Origin of the sequence: Mycobacterium vicinigordonae (assembly GCF_013466425.1) — a bacterium.
In the GTDB taxonomy this organism is placed as follows: domain Bacteria; phylum Actinomycetota; class Actinomycetes; order Mycobacteriales; family Mycobacteriaceae; genus Mycobacterium; species Mycobacterium vicinigordonae.
Genome location: NZ_CP059165.1, coordinates 4,489,444 through 4,514,578 on the forward strand (window position 1 = coordinate 4,489,444; position 25,135 = coordinate 4,514,578).

24 protein-coding genes are annotated in these 25,135 nt (G+C 64.6%); 9 read left to right on the forward strand and 15 right to left on the reverse strand.

Annotation, left to right across the window (positions count from 1 at the left end):
- Window positions 1-4 precede the first annotated feature (4 nt).
- The 9 genes from H0P51_RS20050 to H0P51_RS20090 form a co-directional block, all read right to left on the reverse strand.
- Window positions 5-1,204 carry an acyl-CoA dehydrogenase family protein gene (locus H0P51_RS20050; protein ID WP_180914636.1) on the reverse strand — a complete coding sequence of 400 codons (1,200 nt, stop codon included), beginning with the start codon at window positions 1,202-1,204 and terminating at the stop codon, window positions 5-7.
- A gap of 3 nt (window positions 1,205-1,207) precedes the next feature.
- Window positions 1,208-2,254, reverse strand: a complete 1,047-nt coding sequence (locus H0P51_RS20055; RefSeq protein ID WP_180914637.1) for an acyl-CoA dehydrogenase family protein — start codon at window positions 2,252-2,254, stop codon at window positions 1,208-1,210.
- A gap of 3 nt (window positions 2,255-2,257) precedes the next feature.
- Window positions 2,258-3,112, reverse strand: a complete 855-nt coding sequence (locus H0P51_RS20060) for an amidohydrolase family protein (protein WP_180914638.1) — start codon at window positions 3,110-3,112, stop codon at window positions 2,258-2,260.
- Window positions 3,109-4,731 (reverse strand): acyl-CoA synthetase, encoded by a 1,623-nt coding sequence (locus tag H0P51_RS20065; RefSeq protein ID WP_180914639.1) that lies wholly within the window; start codon window positions 4,729-4,731, stop codon window positions 3,109-3,111. Before H0P51_RS20065 ends, H0P51_RS20060 begins: the two co-directional genes overlap by 4 nt.
- Before the next feature lie 3 nt (window positions 4,732-4,734).
- Window positions 4,735-5,946 (reverse strand): amidohydrolase family protein, encoded by a 1,212-nt coding sequence (locus H0P51_RS20070; protein WP_180914640.1) that lies wholly within the window; start codon window positions 5,944-5,946, stop codon window positions 4,735-4,737.
- Complete coding sequence (locus H0P51_RS20075) at window positions 5,918-6,823, reverse strand: enoyl-CoA hydratase (RefSeq protein ID WP_180914641.1); 906 nt, start codon at window positions 6,821-6,823, stop codon at window positions 5,918-5,920. The genes H0P51_RS20070 and H0P51_RS20075 overlap by 29 nt, the downstream gene beginning before the upstream one ends.
- A gap of 123 nt (window positions 6,824-6,946) precedes the next feature.
- Window positions 6,947-7,858, reverse strand: coding sequence for an alpha/beta hydrolase (locus H0P51_RS20080; protein WP_180914642.1), 912 nt, complete (start codon window positions 7,856-7,858; stop codon window positions 6,947-6,949).
- 10 nt (window positions 7,859-7,868) lie between these two features.
- Complete coding sequence (locus H0P51_RS20085; protein WP_180914643.1) at window positions 7,869-8,495, reverse strand: TetR/AcrR family transcriptional regulator; 627 nt, start codon at window positions 8,493-8,495, stop codon at window positions 7,869-7,871.
- Window positions 8,492-9,811 (reverse strand): flavin-containing monooxygenase, encoded by a 1,320-nt coding sequence (locus H0P51_RS20090; protein WP_180914644.1) that lies wholly within the window; start codon window positions 9,809-9,811, stop codon window positions 8,492-8,494. The genes H0P51_RS20085 and H0P51_RS20090 overlap by 4 nt, the downstream gene beginning before the upstream one ends.
- A 193-nt stretch (window positions 9,812-10,004) precedes the next feature.
- Here H0P51_RS20090 and H0P51_RS20095 point away from each other — a divergent pair, with 193 nt between their 5' ends.
- Entirely contained in the window at window positions 10,005-11,219 is a 1,215-nt protein-coding gene (locus tag H0P51_RS20095; protein WP_180919113.1) for a CaiB/BaiF CoA transferase family protein, read from the forward strand.
- A gap of 121 nt (window positions 11,220-11,340) precedes the next feature.
- On the opposite strand, the gene H0P51_RS20100 is transcribed toward H0P51_RS20095, so the two are convergent.
- Window positions 11,341-11,484: a hypothetical protein gene (locus H0P51_RS20100; protein WP_180914645.1), complete on the reverse strand. Its 144-nt coding sequence runs from the start codon at window positions 11,482-11,484 to the stop codon at window positions 11,341-11,343.
- Between the two features lie 102 nt (window positions 11,485-11,586).
- On the reverse strand, window positions 11,587-12,594 hold the full coding sequence (locus H0P51_RS20105; RefSeq protein WP_180914646.1) for a dihydrodipicolinate synthase family protein: 1,008 nt from the start codon (window positions 12,592-12,594) through the stop codon (window positions 11,587-11,589).
- 295 nt (window positions 12,595-12,889) lie between these two features.
- Here H0P51_RS20105 and H0P51_RS20110 point away from each other — a divergent pair, with 295 nt between their 5' ends.
- Window positions 12,890-13,687 (forward strand): TetR/AcrR family transcriptional regulator, encoded by a 798-nt coding sequence (locus tag H0P51_RS20110; RefSeq protein WP_180914647.1) that lies wholly within the window; start codon window positions 12,890-12,892, stop codon window positions 13,685-13,687.
- Between the two features lie 9 nt (window positions 13,688-13,696).
- Here H0P51_RS20110 and H0P51_RS20115 read toward each other — a convergent pair whose 3' ends face one another.
- Window positions 13,697-14,590, reverse strand: coding sequence for an enoyl-CoA hydratase/isomerase family protein (locus H0P51_RS20115; protein WP_180914648.1), 894 nt, complete (start codon window positions 14,588-14,590; stop codon window positions 13,697-13,699).
- Window positions 14,587-15,279, reverse strand: coding sequence for a hotdog family protein (locus tag H0P51_RS20120; protein ID WP_180914649.1), 693 nt, complete (start codon window positions 15,277-15,279; stop codon window positions 14,587-14,589). The genes H0P51_RS20115 and H0P51_RS20120 overlap by 4 nt, the downstream gene beginning before the upstream one ends.
- A gap of 131 nt (window positions 15,280-15,410) precedes the next feature.
- Here H0P51_RS20120 and H0P51_RS20125 point away from each other — a divergent pair, with 131 nt between their 5' ends.
- From H0P51_RS20125 to H0P51_RS20150, 6 genes are read left to right on the forward strand one after another with little or no spacing between them, the layout of a single operon-like run.
- Entirely contained in the window at window positions 15,411-16,232 is an 822-nt protein-coding gene (locus tag H0P51_RS20125; RefSeq protein ID WP_180914650.1) for an enoyl-CoA hydratase/isomerase family protein, read from the forward strand.
- A 14-nt stretch (window positions 16,233-16,246) separates the two neighbouring features.
- The gene (locus tag H0P51_RS20130; RefSeq protein WP_425488892.1) at window positions 16,247-17,068 is read left to right on the forward strand and encodes an enoyl-CoA hydratase/isomerase family protein; all 822 of its coding nucleotides are present in this window, start codon (window positions 16,247-16,249) and stop codon (window positions 17,066-17,068) included.
- The gene (locus H0P51_RS20135; RefSeq protein ID WP_180914652.1) at window positions 17,068-17,853 is read left to right on the forward strand and encodes an enoyl-CoA hydratase/isomerase family protein; all 786 of its coding nucleotides are present in this window, start codon (window positions 17,068-17,070) and stop codon (window positions 17,851-17,853) included. The genes H0P51_RS20130 and H0P51_RS20135 overlap by 1 nt, the downstream gene beginning before the upstream one ends.
- On the forward strand, window positions 17,853-19,310 hold the full coding sequence (locus tag H0P51_RS20140) for a class I adenylate-forming enzyme family protein (RefSeq protein WP_180914653.1): 1,458 nt from the start codon (window positions 17,853-17,855) through the stop codon (window positions 19,308-19,310). The genes H0P51_RS20135 and H0P51_RS20140 overlap by 1 nt, the downstream gene beginning before the upstream one ends.
- On the forward strand, window positions 19,300-20,787 hold the full coding sequence (locus H0P51_RS20145; RefSeq protein ID WP_180914654.1) for a class I adenylate-forming enzyme family protein: 1,488 nt from the start codon (window positions 19,300-19,302) through the stop codon (window positions 20,785-20,787). Before H0P51_RS20140 ends, H0P51_RS20145 begins: the two co-directional genes overlap by 11 nt.
- Entirely contained in the window at window positions 20,780-22,294 is a 1,515-nt protein-coding gene (locus H0P51_RS20150) for a class I adenylate-forming enzyme family protein (RefSeq protein ID WP_180914655.1), read from the forward strand. The genes H0P51_RS20145 and H0P51_RS20150 overlap by 8 nt, the downstream gene beginning before the upstream one ends.
- Here H0P51_RS20150 and H0P51_RS20155 read toward each other — a convergent pair.
- The gene (locus H0P51_RS20155; RefSeq protein WP_246398105.1) at window positions 22,287-23,003 is read right to left on the reverse strand and encodes a TetR/AcrR family transcriptional regulator; all 717 of its coding nucleotides are present in this window, start codon (window positions 23,001-23,003) and stop codon (window positions 22,287-22,289) included. The two genes, H0P51_RS20150 and H0P51_RS20155, sit on opposite strands and share 8 nt — an antisense overlap.
- A gap of 91 nt (window positions 23,004-23,094) precedes the next feature.
- On the opposite strand from H0P51_RS20155, the gene H0P51_RS20160 reads away from it, so the two are divergent.
- Entirely contained in the window at window positions 23,095-24,489 is a 1,395-nt protein-coding gene (locus H0P51_RS20160; protein WP_180914657.1) for an NAD(P)/FAD-dependent oxidoreductase, read from the forward strand.
- Here the strand turns inward: H0P51_RS20160 and H0P51_RS20165 are convergent.
- Window positions 24,431-25,132: a GntR family transcriptional regulator gene (locus H0P51_RS20165; RefSeq protein WP_180914658.1), complete on the reverse strand. Its 702-nt coding sequence runs from the start codon at window positions 25,130-25,132 to the stop codon at window positions 24,431-24,433. The genes H0P51_RS20160 and H0P51_RS20165 overlap by 59 nt on opposite strands.
- Window positions 25,133-25,135 lie beyond the last annotated feature (3 nt).

Below are 25,135 nucleotides of genomic sequence, written 5' to 3' on the forward strand. Positions count from 1 at the left end.
ACGGTCAGGAAACTTTCTGCGCCGGCGGCGCATAGCTTGCTTTGCCCAGTCCCAGCACATGTTGGGCGATCATGTTGCGGAACACTTCCAGGGTTCCGCCGTAAATTCCGGCCAGCGGGGCGAATCGGTAGAGATATTCCGATGTTCCATTATCGGCCGCGCCCTCGGCCTCGATTGGCAGCGCCGACGCCGGTCCGGCGATATCCATCAGATCGGGTCCGATATCGCGCATGGTCTGCGCCTGCGCTACCCGCCCAAAGATGCCTGGAGTCGACAGGGCCGCTTCCAGCCGGGCCGCGCTGCGACCTAGCCGGTAGGCCACCGATCCGTCGTCGATGCCCCGTGAATCGTCCGGCCCGCGCTGTCCCGCCTTGGCAGCGACAGCGTCCACGGCCGCCGACATGAACCCGGTCTGGTGTTGCATGATCGCGACGTCCTGCAAACCGTCCGGTGCGGCGGCTACCGCGCCGTGTTCGGCGTCCAACGGTCCGCGCAGCACCGTCCAGCCCCCGTTGACCTCGCCGAGCCGATACTTGTCGTCAACCCGGACGTCGCTGTAGTAGACGATGTTGGTCCGGTCGCCGTCGACCGTGCGGATGCCGCGGATCTCGATGCCGGGCAAATTGAGCGGAACCAGAAACATGGTTAGACTCTTGTGTTTCCGCGCGCCTGGGTCGGTGTTGGTGATCAGGAAGACGTACTGACAGTTGTGTGCGCCGGTGGTGAACATCTTGGCGCCGTTGATGATCCAGCTCGACCCGTCCGCCTCCGGTACCGCCCGGGTCTTGCAGGTCGCGACGTCAGAGCCGCCCTCGGGCTCGGTGTAGCCTAGGCACATCCGGACTTCACCGGTGAAGACTTTGGGCATCACCTCGTCGACGAGCTCGGGCTTGCCGAACGCGGCCACAGCGCGTGCCACCATCGCGGTGGTCCCCCAGGTGACCCACGGTGTGTGCACCCGGCGCTTCTCCAGCTCCCAGATCCGTCGCCGCACCCGGGTGAATCCCCCCTCGGCCAACGGCTTCCACTCTTTCTCTAGGTATCCGGCGCCGCCGATTGCCAGGTGGACACCCTCATCGAAGTTGTCTCCGGTCTCGCGGTCACGGCGACGCACCTCGTCTGTGACGTGGTCGGCGAGAAACGCGCGGACTTCGGCCAGGAAAGCCTGGTCGCCTTCGTCAAGTTCTACTCGTGCGAAATCCATTGCTTATGCGCTTTCCCGCTCGGCGACGAGCCGCCCGAGCTGTTTGGCCGTCACACCCGGATCACCACCGGCCAATGCCCAGCCGCGGGCCCGCACCAGATACGCCGTCGCGGCGGCCTCGACGGATACCCCGAGACCGCCCTGGATATGCACCGCCATGGTCGCCGCCTTCGGCGCCTCCTCGGCCATGAAAACAAAAGCACAGCCGGGAAGTTCGGGCCGCTCGCCGGGTTCGTTGTCTAAGAACCACGCTGCCCGCCGGGCCAGGTTGCGGCCGCCCTGCACAACGATCGCCATATTGGCCAGCGGGTGCGAGATCGCCTGCAGCGTCGAGATCGGGACGCCAAGGGTATAGCGGGTCTTGGCGAACTCGGCAGCGATCGTCATCGTCTGCTCAACCAGTCCGGCTAGCGCGGCAGCGGTCAGCACACGCCATTCGTCGACCGCGCGACGGTAGGCTGCAACCGCTTCCGGCCCGGCGCCCAGGACGGTGCGCGAATCCGCCGCACCAGGGTCCACCCAGGCCATTGGCAGTTGCCCAAGGTTGGGCACCCGCGCCGGCCTGGTGGCGAATGTCAGCTGCACCACCTCGTCGCCGTCGGTGACAACGAGGCCGTCGGCTATCGCCGCCGACGCGATCAGCCGTGATCCGGCAGCGGGCTCCGGCGAGGCGTCGAGTCCCAGGATCCGGCTGCCTTGGACCGCGTCGGCCAAATCCGCTCTGGCGACCCCGAGACGTTCGGCCAGCCGCGCTGCGCAGACATGCTCGATCCACGGCACCGGCGCCAGTACCCGGCCCAGCTCCTCTGCCACCAACGCAAGGTCGACCAGCGTCGCGCCGTCACCACCGGCGCACTCCCCCACCGCCATCGACGTCGCGCCGGTCGCGCACAGCCGCTCCCACAGGCTCTTATCAAACCCGGTTTCCTGTGCAGCCCAGACTGTTTCGATCGGACAATGGGTTTCCAGCAGCTGCCGGTAAGCGGACTGCAGGGCCTTGTGGTCGTCGGTCAGGCTGTAGTCGACCCGGCGCAATTCATAGCGATCCATTATTCAGGGCTCCTGGTCCTCGTCAGTGCTGAAGAAAAACTTGTCGGCGTTGTTGTGGAGGTAGTTGTCCAGAGCCTGCGCGGGCAGATCCAGCGCGTTGGCCTCGGGCACCACCCGATGCTGGCGCAGCACCGGCCAGTCCGAAGCAAAGATGACCTTGCCGGAGCCACGGGTGCGCATGTAGTGGATGAGGCTGTCCGGCAACCGCTTCGGAGACCACGCCGAGGTCATCAGGCGCAGGTTGCGGTATTTGATCAGCATTCGGATCGCGGTGTCCCACCATGGGTCCGCGCCGTGGATCATGCACAACTTGAGTTCCGGGAAACGCACGCATACCCGGTCCAGATAAATCGGGTTCTGCACCTCGCCCGGGATCGGCGGACCCGGGATGCCGGTGTTGACGCAGAGCGGCAGCTGCAGTTCGGCGCACTTGGCATACAGCGGGTAGTAGACGGCATCGCTCGGCGGGTATTGCCCGTCCCCCCAGAAGCTCGGTCCCACAACGGCATAGGCAACCGGCAGGTCCGCGGCCGCGGCCGTCAGCTCGCGCAGCGAGGCCACTGGACGCAACAGATTCACACCACCCATGGCGAGTGCGAAGCGGTCCGCGCGGGCCTCGACGAACTTGCGGGCGGTGACAGACGGCTTAGCCAGGTTGTCCATCAGAATGGCCTTGCGGACGCCGTGTTGGTCCATCTCGTCGAGCAACTCGGGGAGCTCCACCGGGTCGAACATCGACTGGGGGCCCTTGAAGTAATCGTCGCGGACCCGCCTCATGAATTCGGGTTGTGTCTCGGTCTCGCCGAAATGGACGTTGACCAAGCAATCGATGACGTTTCGGGGGGCGGGCTGCGTCATCGGTGAATCCTTGCCGTGTTCATGGCCTGTTCTCTGGCCCACCGGTAGTCCGCCTTGCCGTTACCTAGCCGGCGCACCTTGTCCACCACGATATAGGCCTTCGGCGTCTTGAACCGAGCCAATTGGGCGTTGCAGTGCTCCCGCAGCGAATCGCCGGCTGTGTCGGCTCCATCGCGCACTTCGACGAGCGCCACCACCTCTTGCCCCCACCGCTCGCTATCGCGGCCGACCACCAACGCGTCGGCAATGGCCGGGTGGGCGCGCAACACCTCCTCGACCTCCTCGACGAACACCTTCTCGCCGCCGGTGTTGACCACCAGCGAATCCCGACCGTACAGTCGCAACGCGCCATCGGCGTCGACGGCGGCCCGGTCACCGGAGATCACCACCCGCTGTCCCTCTACCACCGGAAACGTCTTGATGGTCGCGGCCTCGTCGTCGAAGTAGCCCAACGGAATTCGGCCCGTGCGGGCCACCCAGCCGACCTGCGGGTCGCCAGGTGCCAAGAATCGGGCGTAGTCCTCCGACAACACCAGCCCGCCGGACCGGATCGTGAAGGTGTCGGTCTGGGTGTCCTGCTTGCTGTGCCCGAAGCCCATGTTCCCGGTCTCCGAGGAGCCGTAGCCGTTGATCACGGTGATGTGCGGTAAGTATTCCAGCAGGGCCCGTTGGTGTTTGACATTGGTGGCCGCGCCACCGGTACCGATGGCGAACAGGCTAGACAGGTCGTAGTCGCGTCGCCCGAGTTCCTCGACGATCGGTGCAGCATAGGCGTCACCCACCATCGTCATCAGTCCCACTTTCTCGCGTTCGGCAATCGCCAGCACCGTGGCTGGGTCGAACCTCTGCCGGGTGTCGTAGAGAACGACGGTCTGCCCGTTCAGGATCGCCGAGAAGGCGGTCCACATGCCGGCGGCGTGCATCAGCGGAGACACCGCGAACCAGGGTGCTCCGGCGTTCTGCACGCGCTGATGGATCTCGGCGACTTCAGAGTGGTCGGCGCCGTTCATCGACGATACATAGATGTCGGCCTGCCGCCACAGCACCCCCTTCGGGCGCCCGGTCGTGCCGCCGGTGCAGATCATCAGCAAATCATCCGGTGACGGCGTGTGGGTATGATCGGAATTGCCTTGCGCCAAAGCATCTTCGAGTGTTACAGCGTCAGGTAGCTCAGGGAGGTCGCTACCGTCGTCGATCGAGATCAGCAGTCCGCTGCCCTCGCCGGGCAGCACGTCGGCGAACTTGGCGCCCAACGCACGATGGTAGATAACGCCGCGTGGCTTGACGTAGGCCAGCAGATCAGCGACCTCACGCGGGGTGTAGTAATGGTTGACGTTGACGGGTACTACCCGCGCCTTGAGGCAGGCGATCACCATGTCGGGATACAGGTCGTTGTGCATTATCAGCGCGACCCGGTCCTGTCCACACTCCCAGTTGGCCAACTGCTCGCGCTCGGTGTGAGCACCGAATCCCTTGGCCGCCAGGAAGTTCGCCAGTCGGCGGGTCCGGTCCGTGGACTGTGCGAAGGTGCTGCGCCGGGTACCGCAGACCGACATCAGCCGATCTGGCACCGCGTTAGCGACCGCGTCGAGGACCGCCCCGATCGTCCATTCGCCCATCGACTAAGCCGATACCGGCACGTTCACCCCGAGGAGATCAAGAGCGTTGTCGCGCATGACTTTATGAGTGTCTTCGGCACTGAACTCGGGGAATTGCGGGATGTCTGCCGTGAACGCCATCGGGTCGGCCAGCCCCTCCCCGTGCGGCCAGTCCGAGCCGAAGAGGATCTTGTCCACCCCGATCGTCTCGGCGAGTAGCTTCACATCGTCCTCGTAATACGGTGCGATCCAGACGTTGTTGCGTAACTGCGCGACCGGGTCCTCTTTGAAGTGGTAAGGCGCGGTGTTGGCGGCCTTCTTCAGCCGCTTGATCAACCGGTAGACAAAGTAAGAGCCGTTCTCGATGCTGGCGACCTTCAACTTCGGATGCCGGCTGAAGACCTGGTGCACGATCATCGATGCCATCGTGTCGTGGATCGCGCGGTCGTCGAGGAGTACCTGGTCCAATGGATCCTTCTTGCCGAACCCCTCGAAGGTGGCCTTGCCGCCCCACAGCGCGTTGATCGCCAGATATCCGCTGTCGCTGAGGTGGAAGCCCACCGGTACACCGGCTTCAGCTAGTCGCGCCCATACTGGGTCGTGCAGCGGGTCGCCCAGCGAGCGCGGTTTGACCACCCCGGGTACCGGGGCAGGTCGCACCAGCACAATTTTGGCGCCCCTACCGAGCACGAATTCGACTTCCTCAACTGCCTTTTCGGGATCAGCCAGCGAAATGATGGGCGCGGAGATGACCCGGTGGTCGGGGCGGTCGAAACCCCAGTCGTCGTCCAGCCATTCGTTGAAGGCGTGCACCGACGCCATCGTCGCGGGAATGTCGTGCTTGAGGGCCTCCTCCACACCGCAGGCGAAGGTGGGCAGCATGAACACCGTCTCGAGGTTCTGGGTGTCCATCACCTTCACCCGGGCATCCCGGTTCTGGTATTCGGGATGGTTCTCCAGGCGGTCCACCTTCATCAGTGAGGCCGGGTCGACGCCCTCGGGAATCTCGCCGCGGAACAACAGATCCAGGCATCCAGGCTCGATGATGGGATCGAAGGTCGGGTTTGGGATGAATTGGTTGATTCGTTCGCCGATGACCGCCCAGGTGCGTTTGCCATCGCGCAGCATCTGCACACCACGGCGCTTGAACTCTTTGGGCAGGTACCGGGTGAACGAGTCGATCGGTTCGTAGTAGTGGTTGTCGACGTCAATCGCTCGGTATTCCAACGTCGTCATGACGGACCTCCTCGCAATCTTGTGTCTCCGGGGCTGTCAAGGGCGGAAAATTCGGCGGCCGCTTCTGAAAGAATGCGGTGATGCCCTCGATGAAGTCGGGACGAGTCATCGATTCGTGCATCAGCTGCTCGGCCCTGACGCTGGTCTCCACGATGGGCAGACCGGCGTCGGCGTACAGCTGCTGCTTCATCACGGCTAGTGAGTTGGGCGCGCAGTTGCGGGCCACGTCGTCGGCGTAGGCCAGGGTGCGGTCCAGCAACTGCGCGCGTGGCACGACTTGTTTGACCAGACCCAGCGCGAGCGCCTCCTCGGCCAAAAAGGTGCGGCCGGATAGCAGCAGATCGGTGGCGGCGCCCCAACCAACCAGCCGCGGCAGGATCCAGGAGATGCCGTACTCGGCGACCAGTCCCCGCCGCGCGAACGAGGTGGTGAACTTGGCGCCGGCCGCCGCGAACCGGACATCGGACATCAACGCCAACGACAGGCCGATGCCGGCGACCGAGCCGTTGATCGCTGTGATCACCGGTTTGCGCAGCTGGGTCAGGAAGTATGGGTGTTTCTCGGCAACCAGGGAACGGACATCCGTCTCGCGGGCGGACTCGACGGTGGTAGACGAGATCGAACCCAGATCGCCCATGTCCGCGCCGACGCAGAAGGCGTCCCCATTGCCGGTCATCACGATAACGCGGACGTGTTTGTCGGCTTCGGCGGTTTCGACGTAGCGAAAGAAGCGATCCGTCATCCCCCCGCCCCAGGCGTTGCGGCGCTCCGGGCGGTTGAGGGTGATCACCGCCACGCCGGTGTCTGAGACGTCATAGAGCACCGGCTCGCTCGACGCGATCGGCCGCTCGGCGACCGCGCTGCCGTCGGTGGTCATCGGGGCTGTCCCTTCGTAATACGGCAACCATCGAAGGATGACCGGGTAGTACATACTGTATACCTATCGGTACTGCTTTCTGCAATGTGGCCCTCCGGTGTCGATGACCCCCCTGATGCCTTCTCAGACCGGCAGTCGTGTCGGCTCCAATACTCTTTCCAGAAAGGCGATCTGGTCGTTGGACGCTTGCCCGAACCAGTCGTGCCCGGGCCACACGTCGAAGTGATCGCACGGGTAGTGATGCACCTGCGCTCGCCCGTGTACGGCAGTCTTGGCTATCGACCATGCCGGCACGAACCGGTCGAAGTCGGCGATCTGGATCAACAGTGCAGCCCGCAGATTCTTCGCGGCCGCTTTGGTCTTGATCTTGGCGAGTTCAAGTCCGACCGCGGAATCCACTTCGTTGCGCCACGACGGACCGGCGATTGACAAGTAGTTTTCATAGGCCCCGTCCAGTGACAGCGCGCCATGTTCACCGGGGCGGGAGGCAAGTTTCATCAACACTGGTTTACGTCCGCGCGACACCGCCCAGCGGCTGCGTACGCCGTCGACGGTCGTGCGCAGGGCCAAACCCAGCTTGTACTGCTTGAGCACGGCGGCGCCAGTGGCCAGCGAATCCGTCAAAGGAGTCATGGCGATCAGCGCGACGATGTCGTCTCGTCCCGCGGCCACCCGCAAAACGTGCCCACCGGACATCGAGACACCCCAGAGCACAATGCGGTCTGGATCCACCCCGGGCAGCGTCTTGGCGAAGGCGACGGCCGCCTGGTAGTCCTGCTCCTGTCGTGCGATCGAAATAGACTGCCGCGGTTCACCTTCGGAGGTGCCGAAGCCGCGGTAATCGAACGCCAACACGTCGAACCCGGCGGCACTGAACTTCTCCGCGAACGGTTGCAGACCGGAGTCCTTGGTTCCACCGAAACCGTGCGCCATGATCACGACGGGGCATACCTGTGAACCGTCGCCCCGGCCGCGAAAGTGCCACGCACTGCACGTGACGCCCTGTGATCGGAATGTTAATTCCCGGTACGGCATGTTGCGCTCCTCATCGGGTCGGTCCTGCCACGATTCCGTACACCGCACCCAGCCATATCGCCGCGGCACCGTCGAGCAATTCGGCCCGCGTCAGCGGGCCTCCCAAAGTCATCCGTTCCAACAAGCGGTCGTTAACTTCCAGCAGTACGGTGGCCAACACCGTCGCGTCGATTCCGTCCGGAGCGATGCCCGATGCGCGTTCGGCGCGGATCATGCCGGCCACCGACTCGACGAACATGGCGCGGCCGTCGTCCCACCTCCGGCGCCCGGCCGCACTGCGCCCATGTGCCTGCAGGGCTGCCTTGAACATCGACCGGTGCCGCTCCCAGGTGTCGAACAACCCGTCCAGCATGCCGCGTACCCGCTCTCGCGGCGCGCAGTCGGTCATCGTGAATATGTCGTTGACGAACATCGTGTCGTCGACCATGCGTTCCATCAACGCTGCGACGGCCGCCGCCTTGCTCTCGAAGTAAAAGTAGAAAGCGGGGCGGGTCACCCCGGCGCGGGCGGCCACCTCGGCGATGTTGACATCATCGAAATCATGCTCCTGCAAGGTGCTTTCGAGCGCGTCGAGGATCGCCTCGCGGCGCTGGTCACCGCGCTGCGGGGGGCGGCGGTCGGTGCGCGCCCGGGTCACAGCGCGGCCCCGGCACGCCGGCGGCCGGCCGGGATCTCGCGGGCCCGCAGGTCGTGCTCGTAATAGAAGTAGTCGACCTGCTGGGTATGCCGCGGCCGGTCGACGCAATGGCCGGTGTAGAGGCGCTGGTCGGCGTCGATCACCCGCTCCATCTCGTCGACCGGCGGCAGCGCATAGCGACCGACAGCGTAGGCGGCGAGCAGTCGCGACTGGCACTCGACGAACGGAAACAGGGTTGGAATGGCCTGAGCGAACCCGATGAAAACGAGGTTGTCCACGCCGGGCTTGAACATCCGCTTGTAGAGCCGGATCTGATTGTCGGGGGCGTCGACGAAGTCCGGGTCGAAGAACGGAAAGGTGATGTTGTAGCCCGTCGCGTAGACGATCGCGTCGAAGACTCCGCTGCTGCCGTCGTCGAAATACGCTGTGGCACCGTCGAGCCGGGCCACGTTGGGCTTGGGCGTGATATCACCGGACCCGAGCCGCAGCGGCAGTTCGACCGATTGGGTGGGATGTGCCTCGAACAGCTTGTGGTTGGCCGGCGGCAGGCCGTACAGAGTCGGGTCGATACCCAGCATCGGGGCCATCAACTGCGCCACTTTGCGTTGCCAGGACAGCGGGAGGTAGGGCGTGGTGCGAAAGAAGCGGTCCCCGGGTTGGCCGGCGAGGTACTTCGGCACGATCCACGCACTGGAGCGGGTGGACAGAGTGACCGTGTTCTGCAGTGCGCGGGAAGACAATTCGACAGCGATGTCCGCGGCGCTGTTCCCGATACCCACCACCAGAATGCGCTTGCCGGTCAGCTCCAGCGGGGTGTGCGGGTCGATGTAGTGGTGCGAATGGATCGCCTCGCCGGTGAAGGTGCCAGGAAAATCGGCCAGGCGCGGATCCCAGTGGTGCCCATTGCCCACCACCAGCAAGTCGAACTCGCGTGTTGCACCGCGTTGATCGCGGATCTCCCATCCGGTACCGACTTTGCGGGCGCGCAGAACGCCGTTGTTGAACTCGATGTGCTCGAGCAGTCCGAAAGCCTGCGCGTAGGAGTCCAGGTAGGCCTTGATGTCGGAGTGATGCGGGAACGACGGGAAGTCGTCCGGGATGGGAAAGTCTTTGAACGACAACCGATGTTTTGAGGTGTCGATGTGCAGCGAGCGGTATGCGCTGCTGTGCCCGTTGGGATTGCCGAACGCCCAGTTACCGCCGATTCGGTCAGACAGCTCGAAGGTGGTGTAGGGCACCCCGTAGTCCTTGAGCATCTTGCCGGCGGTCAGGCCGCTGATCCCGGCGCCGATGATGGCGGTGCGCGGACGCAACATCACCGGAGGCTAACACCGGCTTTTGACGCTGGTCAATGATTTCTGACAGATGTCAAAATACGATTTGCCAACGTCTGGACTCAATTACTGTTGCATCAACTGTACTGGGTTCAGATGATGTGCAGTACGCTGCCTAGGTGACGAGCGCCGCGCTGCCGGTCACCTTCGACAGAGGTTACGAATGATCAAAGTAATGCAGGGCTTTCGGGTCCTGGAGGTCGCACAGTTCACGTTCGTCCCGGCGGCTGGCGCCATCCTGGCCGACTGGGGCGCCGACGTCATCAAGGTTGAGCACCCGTTGCGCGGCGACACCCAGCGCGGCTTCGTCAACATGGGCGGCATCCAGGTCGACCCGCAGCGGCATCCCCTGATGGAGCATCCCAACCGCGGCAAGCGCAGCGTCGGGATCGACATCTCCACGCCGGGGGGCCAGCAGGTGATCTACGAACTCGCCAAGACCGCCGATGTGTTCCTTACTAACTACATGCCCAGGGTGCGGCAGAAGAACAAGTTCGACATCGAACACATTCGCGCGGTAAACCCAAACATCGTCTACGCGCGCGGCACGGCGTACGGCGACAAGGGCGAGGAGCGTGACGTCGGCGGGTTCGACGGCACGGTGTTCTGGACTCGCAGCGGAATAGGGCACGCATGCACCCCCGAGGAGCTGGGCGCTCCCTTGTCGCAGGGGATTCCCGCCTTCGGCGATTCCATCGGCGGCATGTTCATCGCAGGTGGCATCTCGGCTGCGCTGCTGCATCGCGAACGGACCGGCGAGGCGCTAGAACTCGACGTGTCGCTACTCAGCACTGCCTGGTGGGCCGCCGGCGCGAGTGTCACCCAAGGCATGGAGACCGGCGAGGTCATGCGCGCTCCGATGCCGGGAACCACTGGTCCACTGGTGAATCCGTTCATGGGCAACTACCAGACTGCCGACGGCGGCACCATCAACCTGTGCATCATCAGTCCGACCGGGCTGATCCGCGACACCTTCGAGCATCTCGGCATTCCCGAGGCCGCCGACGATCCCCGCTTCTCAGAGGTGCTGCCACTGATCCAAAATGCCAGTGCGGCAGCAGAATTGATTGCGAAGGCGGTCGCTGGCAAGCCTTTCGACTACTGGCGACAGCACCTAAAAACGATGCGGGGCCAGTGGGCTCCGTTCCAGAGCCTCGTCGAGCTGGCCACCGACGAGCAGGCTCTGGCCAACGACATGATCGCCGAGGTCGAGCTTGCCAGCGGCGGTTCGCCTTTCAAAGTGGTTCGCGGACCGGTTCAGTTCAACCACGAACCCCTGGTGACCACCAGGGCCCCGCAGGCTTCCGAGCACACTGAGATCGTGCTGATGGAAATCGGCATGGACTGGGACCGCATCGTCGAGCTCAAAGACGCGGGCGCTATCGCCTGACGCGCCTGACTCAGGGGCAGAAACCGAGGTGGGCGCTTCTCCGGAAAACTCACGATGCCTTCGCGGACGTCGGGCCGCGACAGCGCCTACCACATCAGCGCTTCGGCGTCGGTGGTGGCAGTCACGTCTCCCACGGCGGGAGCCGAACCCGACGAACCCAGGTGAGCGCCGGCAGAGAATGCCCGGCCCGGCCCGTCACGACGATGACCCGGATGTCCGGTTCCTGCTCGGCAGGATCTACCGCGGCATGGAGCGGCGACGCCATATCCGGGCCCATGCGTTGAGGCGCTCGCGACGGTTGAGCGTGACGACGGCAACGCCCGCCGAAGTGGTCTCATAGAGCACCGCATCAGAGTCACCAGCCGGCTCAGGCATCGACGAGGCCGAGCTTCCGATACGCAGCCCGCATCTGAGTCTTGGCCCCATCCGGCAGCTCGGCCTGCGGCGGTCGGGAATGCGGGTAAGCACCAATCGGTAGGCCCAGCAACGAGGCTGCAGCCTTGAAGGCCCCGCCCCAATGCGTGAAGTATTCGGGCCGCCCCGGGTAGCAGGTGAACCACGACGCCATGTCGAGTTCGAACTGGTCCAGACCCGAATCACGGCCATAGTCCATGGCTTCCAGCAGTTTGTCGCTCCTGATCAGGTCCCAGTACTCGGAAAAAATCGGGCGCGCTGGGGTCTCGTAGAGGTAGCCGGCGGTGCCCAGTTGCGCAGCACACACGATTCCGTCGCGCAGCCAGCCAGCCCGGTAGACCGTCTTGTCGCATTCCCACAGCACCAGGCCGGGCGCCAGCTCGTGTAGTCGCCGGCTGGCTGCGGGCCGGAACGCACCCTCCTTGGTGGCGCATACCGCCGGCACCTCGTGGTAGATCCGCGCGCTTTCTTGCGGCGTAAGCACATAGCCGGAGGAAGGCGAATTGAACATGCCCAGCGCGATGTCGGTGCGGGCGGCGATGTACTTGAAGAAGCGCAACACGCCGTCGCCGCCGTGCGTTTCCATCATCGGCGTTTGGATGTAGACGATATCGGCTCCCGCTCGCTGGGCATGCAGCGTGAGTTCAAGGCAGTCCTTGGCGCTGATCGCCGCCGTGCAGGCTTGCACGACGACATCGGGGTTGATCGCGCGCGCCTGGTCGACGGCCACCTCGAGCAGCCGCTTGCGCTCTTCGATGGTCAGTGCCCAGAATTCGGCGATCCCGCTGGTGCACCACAACATCGGGTGTCCCAGATCACCGACGCAGTAACGTATCAACGCGCGGTACGCGTCCCAATCGATATCGTCGCCGTCCTTGCCGCAGAACGGCGTGTACAGGGAGTTGCCGATCCCGCGTAACGCACCGCGCGCCCAACTGCGCGCCTCAGCTGCCATGGCCATGATCCACTCCCTGTCGGACAACTATTTTCGCGGAGTATTCCGAGGTACCCGGGCCAACGCCGCCGGACAGCTCTCCGGGTCGTCACTGCCGCTCGGTACCCTCACCGGGCAACGGGGCGCACCGGCTGCTCCGATGCTGCCACTGCCGCCGCAAGGCCGCCGGAGACGAGTTACCAAAATGCGTACGATAGGGATTACAGTAGCAGAGGTAACACCGTTCGGAGCATGCATCACCAGGGGCTACCGGTAAGCTGGTCGGTCAACGAAACACTTAGGATACGCAGCACGGATCGTCATGGAGGTGCCCGTAGTGGCAAAGCAGGCAACCGCCGAGAAGCGTCAGCGACGTGAACGCGGTTCCATCAATCCCGACGACATCATCAGCGGCGCATTTGAACTCGCCGAGCAGGTGTCGGTCGACAACTTGAGCATGCCGTTGCTCGGCAAACATCTTGGCGTCGGTGTGACCAGCATCTACTGGTACTTCCGCAAGAAGGACGACCTGCTCAACGCCATGACCGACCGTGCGCTGGGCAAATATGTCTTCGCCACCCCCTACGTCGAAGCCAGCAACTGGCGCGATACATTGCGCAACCACGCGCGCTCCATGCGTAAGACATTCATGGGCAACCCGATTCTGTGCGACCTGATTCTGATCCGCGCAGCTCTGAGCCCAAAGGCCGCGCGGATGGGCGCTCAGGAGATGGAGCGTGCCATCTCCAACCTGGTTCAGGCGGGACTGTCGCCCGAGGACGCGTTCGACACCTATTCAGCGGTTTCCCTGCACGTGCGCGGATCAGTGGTGCTTCAGCGACTGTTCGAGAAGAATCAGTCCGCCGACAGTGGGCCGCGCTCGATCGAGGACGCGGTGGGTATCGACCCGCAGACCACTCCGCTGATCGCTCAGGTCACCGGCAAGGGTCACCGTATCGGCGCCCCCGACGAGACCAATTTCGAATACGGCCTGGATTGCATCCTCGACCACGCCGAACGACTCATCGAAGAGGGCGCCAAGTCCGCCAAGGCGAACTCGCGACCACGCAAGGCGACCAAGTCCGCCACGACGCGCACCAGGTCCGCGACCAACCGTTAGGAGCGTCGGTCAGGACCCGTCGGGCTCGGGTACGTGAAAGTGCTCGTCGCGCAACCGGAAAGCCTCCTTGGTGCCGTGCTCGGCACGGGTCTTGACGAAGTTAAATTCGCCGGGGCCGAACTGCAGGTTGGTGCCATAGGCGTGGAAGAGATAACTCGCGACTTCCTCGCCGTTGTAGGCCTGGGTCTGTTCGACGAGCCGGAACGCCTCCTTGGCGATCACGATGCCGTCCGCAGGCATCTTGGCGACCTTCTCGGCCCAGTACCGTGCACGCGCCCTGACTGAGCCGGAATCGCATGTGTCGGTGAAGATTCCGAGGTGCTCGAGCTGGCCCGCCTCGACGATGTCACCCGTCAGCAGCAACCGGCGCGCCAGCACCGGGCCGAGCCGATGGAAGAACATGTGCAGACTGCCCAATGCGGGACCGAGGAATCGCGTCGCCGGCATCCCAATCTTAGTGTCACGGGCGATGACCGAGATATCGGTCATCAGCGCCATCTCGAAACCACCGCCAAGCGCATATCCAGAGATCTCGCCGACCGTCACCTTTGGAAAGCCCATCAGGTTGTGGTAAAAGCCGAATGACTTGCGATCTACGGTGAGTCGCCGACGCTGACTGGGTCGGCTCTTCTGCGCCCGCTGCTCCTTGTCGGCTGCTCCGTACCAGCCGTAGGCGTTGTTCATGTCGGCGCCGGTGCTGAAGACTCCGTCGGCGCCACGCAGGATGACCACGGTGATGTCGTCGTCGTCGGCCACGTCGTCGAGGTGGCCCGCGACGGCGTTTCGCATCGCGGCGTCATAGGAATTGCGCTGCTGTGGGTTGTTCAGGGTGATCGTGGCGATGCGCCGGTCCGGGTCGACGTCGTAGCGCACGCGATCGTCGGTTGCGCCGGTTTTTGTCATGCTTCGGTCTCCGTTCTGCGCCGGCTGAACCGGGTGGTGGACAGCTGATCCGGCCGCGACGCCAAAGTGTTGACCTCGCCGGTGCACAGCACCTCGCCGTCGAGCAGTAACCGTGCCGTCGACGTGATGCCTCGTTCCACCTGCGACCGGACGATGTCGAAGCTTAGGTCTGTCAGCAGCGGTGCCGGACGACGGAACGTGACGTTCAGCGACCGCGTCTTACCCGATCGGCCCGTAAGGCAATTGTGGTGCTGTATAACGCAATCGAAGAAGACTCCGAGAAGACCACCGTGTACTAAACCAGGTGGGCCTTCGTAGAGCAAGGGGAAGGAAACCCACCCGGCGGCGGTCTCGGGGCCGAGTTGCCCGAATCGGTATTCGGGAAAGCACGGGTTGTAGGCGCCGATGTCGGTGGCGTGGTTGAGATAGACCCGGCGGGCGTCGTTCTCCCGCTCGCCGATGCGTGGCGTGTTGTCGGGGGGCGCGGTAGCCGCCAGTTCGGCTTCCCACTCGACGAACTTCGCCACCATCGCATCCACCGCCGGGTGCGGGGTTTCCTGCGACAACAGCAGCGAACTCAGCCGGCGCATCGCCGCCGCCGCGGCGACGGTCTGAGCAAGCGGTGCCTCACCGAATCTGGCAGTCGAGGCTTCGGACGGATTGTCGGACGGGCTGGTGCCCTCGGCCATTTCTCCTCTTTGTCGCCTGTTCCACCGGCCCCATATCCGCCGGTAGGGTTTCTTGCTAACTTAATACACATTATCAATCGTATTGCATACTGTATGGGTAACCGTATCGATGGGAAAGGTCGGAGTCCAGGGTGAGTCACGAGGCAGAGACCGCCACGGCCGACGGTTCGGTGACGGTGACCCGCGCCGGTGCCGTGCTGGAGATAACGCTGGATCGCCCTTCTCGGCGTAACTCGTTGACACCGTTGATGATCGAGAGCTTGATCGACACACTGACCGACGCCGCCAGGGACGACTCGCTACGCGCGATCCACATCCGCGGCGCCGGGAACGACTTCTGCTCCGGTTCCGACTGGGTGGCCGCCAACCGCACGGGCACAGGACGCCCGCGAACCGGCGATCTGGTACGACGGGTGCCGCACGGGGCGCACCGCGTCATCGAACTCATCCACACCATCCAGCTGCCGGTAGTCTGCAGCGTGCGCGGCTGGGCGGTGGGGCTGGGCTGCAACCTGGCGCTGGCGGCTGACTTCACCGTGGCCACCGCCGACGCCACGTTCTGGGAGCCGTTCGTGGACCGTGGGTTCAGCCCGGACTCCGGATCGACCTGGCTGGTGCCCCGGCTGGTCGGCCTCGCGCGCGCCCGGCGGATGTTGCTGCTCGCCGAGAAGATCAGCGGCAGCGAGGCGGCTGACTGGGGCTTGATCCACCACGCGGTGGCGCCGGCCGAGCTCGATGACACCGCTGAACGACTGCTCGCCCTGCTGGCCGGCGGGGCGACAGTGGCGATCGGACTAGCTAAGCAGGCATTGCAGTACGGGCAGCGCGCAACCCTTGCCGAATCGCTGAACCAGGAGCTCTTAAACCTCGAATTAACCTGCCGCACAAATGATTTCAAGGAGGGGTTGGCCGCCTTTCGAGAACGCCGCGCCCCGAACTTTGACGGGCGCTGAGCGGTGGCACAGCCATGAAGGGAACACCGATGCCCGCGTTCGAAACCATCCGCTATGAGGTCGAGGGGCATACCGCCACCATCACCTTGAATCGTCCCGAGGCTCTCAACGCCCTGAGCCCGCACATGATCAGCGAGCTACGAGCCGCCTACGACGAGGCAGAGAACGACGAACAGGTGTGGCTGACGATCGTTACCGGAACCGGTCGCGCGTTCTGCACGGGCGCCGACGTCAAGGAAATTCCCGAAGACGGCAAGGTGATCTACGAGCGGCCGTACCTATCGACCTACGACCAGTGGGAAGCGCCCCAAGAGGGCACCCCGCCGTTTCGCACCACTGCCAAACCGGTGATCACCGCCGTCAATGGATTGTGTTGCGGTGCGGGCATGGACTGGGTCACCACGACCGATATCGTCATCGCCTCCGAGCGGGCCACCTTCTTCGACCCGCACGTCAGCATCGGGCTGGTAGCCGGCCGCGAGATGGTACGGGTGTCCCGGGTACTCCCCCGCTCGATCGCGCTGCGAATGGCACTGATGGGCAAGCACGAACGGATGAGCGCACAGCGTGCCTACGAATTGGGGTTAATCAGCGAGGTCGTCGAGCATGAGCGGCTGCTGGGCCGAGCCCGCGAAATCGCGGACATCGTCAATTCCAATGCCCCGCTGGCGGTTCGCGGCACCCGGCTGGCGATTATGAAGGGTCTCAATGTGAACCTGCATGAGGCCGAGATCCTCGCCGAGACATTCCGCGAACGGGTGTTACGCACCGAGGATGCGCATGAGGGGCCAAAAGCGTTCGTGGAGAAGCGCAAACCGGATTGGCAGTGCCGCTGATGAACACCGGGTATGAAACTCTGCTGCTTGACGTCGACGCCGCCGACCACGTCGCGACTATTACCTTGAACCGGCCCGCACAGCTAAACGCGTTCAACCGCACCATGTGTGAGGAAATGGCCAAGGTTTGGCGTCAAGTCAAGCGCGACGATACGGTGCACGCAGTGGTGTTGCGTGCCGCGGGCGAACGCGCCTTCAGCGCAGGGCTGGACATCACGACGTCCTACGGACAGCCCGATAACATTTGGAACCACGAGGATCCGGGGGAACTGCTCAGCCCCAAATGGCAGAAGATGTGGAAGCCGGTGGTGTGCGCGGTGCAGGGCATGTGTACCGCGGGTGCGTACTATTTCCTGAACGAAGCCGACGTGGTGATCTGCTCTGATGACGCGACATTTTTCGACTCCCACGTTTCGGCCGGTCTGGTCTGCGCATTGGAGCCGATCGGACTGATGCGCAGGGTCGGTCTCGGCGAAACGTTGCGGATCGCATTGATGGGCAACGACGAGCGGGTCAGCGCCGACACCGCACTGCGGATCGGCTTGGTGTCCGAAGTGGTTGCACCGCAGAGCCTGTGGGCGCGTGCCCACGAGATCGCCGCGACCATTGCGGCCAAGCCGCCGTCAGCCACCCAGGGCACGGTGAAGGCGATCTGGGAATCTCTCGATAAACCCTACCGTGCAGCGATGGAGCAGGGACTGATCTACACCAGGCTGGGCAACCCCCTGGGCAAAGCGGAGCTGGCCAACCAACCCAAGTCAACCCGTCGGCCAAAGCTGCGGTGATGAGCCCGCACCCACTCAGTCGGCGAATCGGACACGTTCTCGATCTTCAGCCCGAGGCGCACGCTATCGAGTACAGCGGCGGTTGGTACGCGTGGGCGCAGATCGGCGAAAGTGCCAGACGCATAAGTTCTTTGACCACACAGCAACCCGAAGTCGGCATCCTGCTGCGCAATCGACCCGGGCACGTCGCCGCATTCCTCGGCGTGCTGGCGGGCGGCGGAACCGTGGTCACCATCAACCCGTCCCGTGGCGACGATCGCACCCGCGCCGACATCGCCGAGTTGCGACTGCCGTTGGTGATCGGTGAGCCCGACGATCTGGCCAGGTTCGTCGCGGCGGATGCTCCCACGGTGGCAATATCGGGGAATTTGACCGAGTCTGGTGAAATCAGCGTGCCCGGCCCAGACCGGCCCGATTCGGCCGTCGCGGTACGCATGCTGACCAGCGGGACCACCGGGCCGCCCAAACGCATCGACCTCAGCTACGACATGCTGGCGCACAGCGTCATGGGCGAGGGGTACGCCGACGCAGACCCGCCCACCGAGTTGCGGCGTGGGGTCGCGATCGTGAACTCTCCGCTGGTGCACATCGGCGGTGTTTTCCGGGTCCTGCAGTGTGTCGCCGAGCCGCGGCCGTTTGTGCTGTTGGAACGATTCGAGTTGACGGCTTGGGTCGACGCGGTGCGGCGGCATCGGCCCCGCGCGGTGTCGCTGGTGCCCGCCGCGTTGCGCGCGGTGTTGCATTCGGATCTGACCCGGACCGACCTGGCCGGCATTCGCGTGGTCACCTGTGGCACCGCACCGCTGTCGGCGGACGACGCCGACGCGTTCACCGAAAAATTCGGCATACCTGTGTTGACCTCCTATGCTGCAACGGAATTCGGCGGTGGTGTGGCCGGCTGGACCCTGTCCGATTATGAGCGGTATTGGCGGGAAAAGCGCGGCAGCGTCGGGCGGATCAACCGCGGAGCCCAGCTGCGCGTGGTCGGCGAGGACGGCAAACCGCTCGCATCCGGCCAGCCGGGGTGCCTCGAGGTCAAACCGGCCCAGCTTGGTCGCGCCACCGACTGGATGCAGACCAACGACATGGCGCGCATCGACGAAGATGGGTTCGTCTGGATCCTGGGCCGAGCCGATCAAGCGATCATTCGCGGCGGATTCAAGATCATGCCTGACGACGTGCGCGCCGCCCTGGAGGCCCACCCTTGCGTGGCCGGTGCGGCGGTGGTGGGCCGGGTCGACGAACGTCTCGGCGAAACCCCGGTCGCCATGGTGGAATTACGTGGCAGCGCCGACTCCGACGAGCTGGTGTCATTCCTGCGAACACGCTTGGCCCGATACGAGATTCCCACCGACATTGCGATCGTCGATGCCATCCCGCGGACCGCCTCCGGCAAGGCAGATCTGAGCGCGGTGCGTGCGCATTTCAGACCGGCACCCGCTGAACATGCCCAGTGAACCCGGCACCGTCGCCACGACACTGCGACAACAGGCTCGGTTGCGAGCCGAGCACACCCTGCTGGTATGCGACCACGAACGCATCTCGTACGCCGAGGCCGACCGGCGCTCCGCAGAACTCGCCTGCAGGCTGATCGGCCTCGGTGCGGGCAAGGGGACCCACGTCGGCCTGCTCTATCCCAACGGCACCGAGTTTGTGGTCGCCATGCTGGCCGCGGCGCGCATCGGTGCGGTGGTTGTCCCGTTCTCCACCTTCGCCACCGCCCGCGAGATACGCGAGCAACTGGTGCACAGTGACACCGCGATCCTGTTGGCTGCTCGGTCGTTCCGTTCACATGACTACGTCGAGCGGCTGCGGGACGTGACTGAGGCCGCGCCGCTGCTGCGCCACGTGATATTCGATTGGAGCCAGTTGCGCCATGATGTCGACTCCGCACTGCTGACCGCTATGGAAAACGACGTCGACGGCGGCGATGTACTGGCCATCGTCTACACCTCCGGATCCACCAGCGCTCCGAAGGGCGTCGTGCACACCCACGCCGGGTTACTGGGAAATCAGCTTGGCCTCAACATGATTCGCGGCCTGAACGCAGCGGACAAGCTATTCTGCAATTCGCCGTTCTTCTGGATCGGCGGGCTCGCCTTCGGGCTGCTGGCTACCTTGACTGCCGGTTCGACGCTGGTGTGCTCCAACGCCACCGATGCCGGTGCGACACTTGATCTGATTGAGGCCGAAAAGCCGACCATGACAAATGGGTACGTTGCGGGTATCGGCCAGTTGTGCGAGCACCCCAGCTATCCCGGGCGGGATTTCTCCTCATTGCGGCGAGGCAATCTCTACCCGATCATGGCACCGGAGGCACGGCCGGCCGATCCGGAGCTGCGCCACAACATGCTGGGCATGACCGAGGCTGGGTCGGTGGTGCTGATCAGCGAGGACGAGTCCGATCAACCCGAACATCGACGAGTGTCCTACGGGCGCCCTGCGCCGGGGTTCCAGACCAAGGTCCTCGACTCAGGCGAGCTATGCATCCGCGGGCCATACGTGATGCAGGGATACTACAAACGTAGTCGCGAAGAGTGTTTCGACGCCGACGGATGGTTCCACACTGGCGATCTGGTACGTGTCGACAGCGACGGATACGTGTACTTCCTCGGCCGGCTGTCCGGCATGATCAAGACCGCCGGTACCAACGTATCCGCTGCGGAGGTCGAAAAGGCCATTGCCCGAGCGGGTTTCACGGCCCACGTCGTGGGCCTGCCCGATGTCGTTCGGAGCCAGCTGGTGGCTGCCGTGATCGTGCTTGGCGACGGAATTCGTCATTTCGACGAAGCAGCACTGCGTGAACGGCTCAGATCCGAACTGTCGTCGTATAAGATCCCGCGCCGATTCGTGGCCGTCCCGCGCGCATGCGTGCGGCTGCTGGCCAGCGGGAAAGTCGATGTACAACATCTGAAGACGCTGTTCGATGCCTGACACCATCGACCGGCTGCTCCGGCGACGCGTTGCCGGTGAAGGCACAAAGCCCGCGGTGATCGACCCGACCTCGCGGCTCAGCTATGCCGAACTCGACTCGACCACGGCCAAATTGGCGACAGCACTGGTCTCCATGGGGGTGACCAAAGGCACCCGGGTCGGGCTGATCATGCCTAACAGCGTTCGCTGGGTGCAGATGGCGCTGACGATCACCCGCATCGGTGCGGTGCTGGTACCGCTGAGCACGCTGCTGCGGCCCGCCGAACTTCAGGCGCAGCTCCACATGGCGGCCGTTCAGGTGTTGGTGAGCGTCGAGGAGTTCCGCGGTCATCGCTATATCGACGACGTCTGTGCCGTGCCAAGACTGGAGCTACCCGCGCTGCAACGCGTTTGGCTGGCAGACGAGATCTTTTGGGCGCCAGCCGGTGATGATGCGGCCATGGAAGCGATCGCCGCCAGCGTCACGCCCGCCGACCCATTGGTGATCATCTTCACCTCGGGCAGCAGCGGCGCGCCCAAGGGGGTCGTGCACTCCCACGGCAGCGCGCTGGGCGCGGTGCGCGCCGGGCTCGCGGCGCGCTGCATCGACACCAACAGCCGGCTGTACCTGCCGATGCCATTCTTCTGGGTAGGCGGGTTCGGCAGCGGCATCCTGTCGTCGCTGCTGGCCGGCGCCACGCTGGTGACCGAGGAAGCGCCGAAGCCCGATACCACGCTTCGGCTACTGGAAAGGGAACGGGTCACGCTGTTCCGCGGTTGGCCCGACCAGGCGCAGGCGCTGGCCCGCCACCCCCGACGGTCCGAGACCGACCTGTCCGCGCTGCGGCCAGGGAGCCTGGAGGCGCTGCTACCACCCGAGCAACGCGCGCAACCGGGTGCGCGCGCGACGCTGTTTGGCATGACGGAATCATTCGGGCCCTACTGCGGCTTTCCAGCCGACACCGACCTACCCAAGTCGGCCTGGGGTAGTTGCGGAAAGCCGTTTCCCGGCATGGAAGTTCGAATCGTTGACACCGGTACCGGCGAGCCGGTGGGGCCGGGCACCCTCGGGATGATTCAACTGCGCGGTCCGCACACGCTGCGCGGCATCTGCCGCCGCAGCCGCGAGGGTGTGTTCACCGTCGACGGCTTCTACCCCACCGGCGACCTCGGCCGCCTCGACGAGGAGGGTTTTCTGTTTTATCACGGTCGCTGCGACGACATGTTCAAGGTCAGCGGCGCCACCGTGTATCCCAGCGAGGTCGAAAGCGCGCTGCGGGCCATCGAGGGGGTCGAAGCCGCCGTCGTCACCGACCTGCCCGGCGGCGCCACTCAACGCGTGGGGGCGGCGGTGGTGTGTCGTGACGTCGACGTTGACCAAGTGCGTCGTGCTGCGCGCGAATTGCTAAGCGCCTTCAAGGTGCCGACGGTATGGCTGCTGCTGGACTCCGTCGACGATCTGCCCCGCGGCGGCACGGGCAAAGTCGACGTTCGGGTGTTGCGCGAGATGCTGGAACGTGTCACTTGATCCTCGGCAGCGGAACCCGCTCACCCACTTCGCCGTTGCTGTCGCGCAGGGCCGCAGTCGCCAGACCCTCGCGCAGCAGCCAACGTGCCAACTCGAGAGTCTCGACGATCTCGGACTCCGACAGCAGAAGGCCTTCAGGCTGCAACCGCAGCGAGATCACACCGTTCCACGCGCCCCAAAGGAACTGAGTAAGTCGCATCGAGTCAACCGACCGAGCCTCGCCCGCCTCGATCGCGTCATCGATCAGAGCAGCGAAGCGGCGCAACAACTCTCCGACCCGATCGCGGATCTTGGCCTCTGGTCCGTCCTGGCCGGACGGCGGCGACGCGCCTGGATTGCGGTTGGCCAGGAAGTGGAACGCGCCCGGATGCTCCAGATGAAATCGAAGATAGGCGTCCCCGCCCGCCAGTACGCGCTGCAATGGCGTCAGCGTCGAATCCTCGCCGCGCTTCATGTATTCCGCGAACAACTCCAGCGACCGATCGACCAGATGCAAGTAGACGCCGCGCTTACCGTCGAAGTGGGTGTAGATGGACCCGACCGAGACGTCGGCGGCTTCGGCGATCTCCTCGATCCGGGCGCCGTCATAGCCCTCGCGGCTGAACACCAGCTCGGCCGCGTCTAGGATCGCGGCCCTGGTGCGGGCGCGCCGGCGTTCACCTCGCGCCGCCGCCCCGCTGGTCTGCAAGGGGAGGCCGCCAACGGACACGCGCCAAGGATAAGCCTCCCACATGTTTACAAGTCAATTCATATTTTGAACTCTCTTGTAAATAGCCCCGCACGCTGGCATTCTCACCCTCATGCACGAGCACACGGACGTCGTCATCGCCGGAAGCCGATGCGCAGGCACCGCGGCCGCGATCGCGTTGGCGCGACGTGGTCGCAATGTCATTGCTCTGGACAGCGCGTCCTTCCCGTCGGACACCCTCTCGACACACCTGTTCTTCCCGCACCACTGGGCCGAGTTGGAACTGCTGGGCGCGCACGATCGGGTGCTCGAACTCGGCGCGCCCCTGCACACCCGCGCCGGGCTCGCTGGCCCGGGAGTGGAGGTCGTCGGCGAATTCGGGCCCGCCGACGGGTTCACCGCCGGCGCCTGCGTCCGCCGTCCTGGGCTCGACCTCGCACTGGTGCAGACCGCCCGTGCCAACGGCGCCGAGATCCGCGAACGCACCCGGGTCACCGATCTCCTGCGTGGTGACGACGGCCGCGTCAATGGTGTGCACTACCGTGGGCGCGACGGAGCCGAAGGCACCATCTCCGCCAAGCTGGTTGTGGGCGCGGACGGCCGGCGATCTACGATCGCCCGGCTGGTCGGCGCGAACGAACACCACCACTGGGACAACCAGCGCCTGATGGCCTTCGCCTACTACGAGGACGCCCACGAGTCGGCGCGCCACGTCGCCATGCAGTGGCGCTACGGTTCCGACTTGGTCACCGTATTTCCCTGTGACGGTGGGCAACTGGTGGCGCTATTGATGCCACCGGTCATACGCTCCGACGAGTTCCGCGCCGACAGCGAGCAGGCGTTCTCCGACACGATAAGTCGCGTTCCGCCGTTCGCTGAGCGACTGCGCGATTGCACCCGGGTCAGCGGGATCCGCGTCTCGTATCGGCACCCGTCCTACTTTCGCCACTCACAGGGCCCGGGCTGGGCACTGGCGGGAGATGCGGGCCACTTCAAAGACCCGGTTACTGCACAGGGCATCCGGGACGCACTACGCTTCGGGCGGCTGTTGGGCGAACAGACCGCAGCACACCTCGATGAACCGCAGCGTTTGGCCGCCGCGCTGGTCGCCTGGGAGCTGGACCGCGACGAACAATGCCTGCCGATGTACCAGTGGGCGAATCTGCTCGGCCGCGACGACGCGGTGTCACCAATCGAGGACGCGGCCTACCGGTGGTTCGCCCGTCAACCCGACGGAGCGATGCAGTTGCTGGATGTGTTCTCCCGAAATCGGTTACCCTCGGACGTTTTCACCCCTGGCCGACTGGTCCGTTGGATCGCTGCCGCGGCACGCAATCCGGAGGCCGACCGCAGGCTGCTGTGGCGCACCGTGCGCCGTGACGTCCGCCGGGAAGTCGAGCGCATGATCGAGCAGCGCATGTTCGACCGTCGGCGCGCAGCATCGGCGGCTACGACTGCGGCGCCGAAGCACCCGACGCCGGCTGCGCAACCACTCCCCGCTCGATGAGGTGATCAATCAGCGGAACCGCGCTGGCGGCAAGGTGTTCCGACATCGCCCGGCGAGCCGACTCCTCGTCGCGCTCGGCCAGCGCGGAAAGCACCCGGCGGTGGTCCTTGACAGCCTGATCGGGCCAGTGCTCGATCATCGGGAACACCGATTCGGGGGCGTACCGGGTGATCTGTGACATCATCTGTGCCAACTTCGGCGAGTCCGCGGCGATGTTGATGGCGCGGTGGAACTCGTGGTTGAGCCGGATGGTGAGCTCGTCATCGTCGTCGGCATAGGCCTTCTCCAGCTGCGACTGAATCTCTTTCATTTCTCGCAGCTGGGCGTCGGTGATGTGCAGCGCCGCGCGCGCCGCCAACTCGCCACCGACATGTGCCTGCACATTGGCGACGTCGACAAGATCCCGCTGCGTCAGCGGCAGCACCTGGAATCCACGCCGGGGCTGTTGTGCGACAAGGCCTTCACCGCGTAGCGCGAACAACGCCTCGCGCACCGGCGTGACGCTGATACCCAGTTCGGCCGCCAGCTGGTCCAGCCGCACGTACTGGCCGGCAGCATAGGTGCCCTCGAAGATCCGCTTTCGGACAAAAGCCGCGACGTCCTCGGAAAGCTGAGGGCGCGCACCGAAATCCGGAACTGTCATCGC